The organism is Azospirillum sp. OGB3 (genome assembly GCF_014192915.1).
Taxonomy (GTDB): domain Bacteria; phylum Pseudomonadota; class Alphaproteobacteria; order Azospirillales; family Azospirillaceae; genus Azospirillum.
The window spans coordinates 1-1,171 of sequence record NZ_JACHYN010000072.1; the positions used below are offsets into that span (position 1 = coordinate 1).

At 68.9% G+C, this 1,171-nt stretch carries 1 protein-coding gene; it reads right to left on the reverse strand.

What is annotated here, in order from left to right; all coding sequences use genetic code 11:
• Positions 1–17: 17 nt before the first annotated feature.
• A protein-coding gene (locus FHW79_RS32315) for an IS630 family transposase (protein ID WP_211108594.1) occupies positions 18–1,078 on the reverse strand; the annotation gives its coding sequence in 2 pieces (ribosomal slippage) (positions 18–586 and positions 586–1,078; 1,062 coding nt in all).
• Positions 1,079–1,171 lie beyond the last annotated feature (93 nt).

Consider the following 1,171-nt stretch of genomic DNA (forward strand, 5'->3'; position numbering starts at 1 on the left):
ATACCAAGACTCGTGGATCATGACCGATGCGCCCAGTCGCGCAGCCCGATGGACATGATGGTCCAGGGCTGCGCGACGATGGTGTTCCAGGCGAAGCAGCAGTGATCGAGGATGTCCTGGTAGGAGGCGAAGACGCGGTTGGAGAGCCAGTTGTCACGCATGTACTGCCAGATGTTCTCCACCGGGTTCAGCTCGGGCGATTTCGGCGGCAACGGCAGCAGGGTGATGTTGCCGGGCACCGGCAGTTTGGCCGAGGTGTGCCAGCCGGCTTGATCGAGCAGCACGACGGCATGGGCACCGGGCGCCACGGCGCGGGCGATCTCCTCCAAGTGCAGCGCCATCGCCTCGCTCGTGCAGCGCGGCAGCACCAAGGCCGCGCCCTTGCCGTGGGCCGGGCAGATCGCGCCGAATAGATAGGCCGAGCGCGTGCGCTGGTCACGTGGGGCCGCCGGCCGGGTGCCGCGGCGTGCCCAGCGGCGGGTGATCTTGTTCTTCTGGCCGACGCGGGCCTCGTCCTGCCACCAGATCTCTATAGGCTTGCCGGCGGCCTCGTGCGCGGCGATCTGCGCCAGCAGGATGGGGAACTTTTTTTGAACGCCTCGGCCGCTTCGGGCTCCTTGGCGTGGTGGCGGGGGCGGGCCGACAGCTTGCGGAACCCCAGAGCGCGCAGTTCCCGGCTCAGCGTCTGCTTCGAGACCGAGAGGCGGAACTCGTCCCACAGCCAGTGCAGCAGGTCGGCGATCCGCCAACGCACCACCCCATGCACCGCCGGGATCGGCCCCTCCTCGACGACCTGGCGCAAGGCCGACCGGTGGTGCCCGGCCAAACGCGGCTGCGGGCCCGGCGCCTTGCCGGTCAGCAGACCGGCCGGTCCCGCGTCGTTGAAGCGCAGCACCCAGTCGCGCACCGTCTGCAAGCCGACCCCGCCGATGTCCGCCGCAGCCGATCGCGGCTCTCCGTCATAAATCGCGGCCAGAGCAAGCAGCCGGCGCACTTGGCCGGGATCGTGAGAGGAACGAGCAAGCCGGCGCAGGGCGGCGGCATCGTAATCGCTGCGCAGCAGGACCGGAGCGGCCATAGGGGGACCTCGTCGCTGTGGTCCCTCCCGTGAATCACACCGCCCGGCTCAGCGGGAATCGCCGCATGAGTCGTACTCCGCAGGACTTGGTAT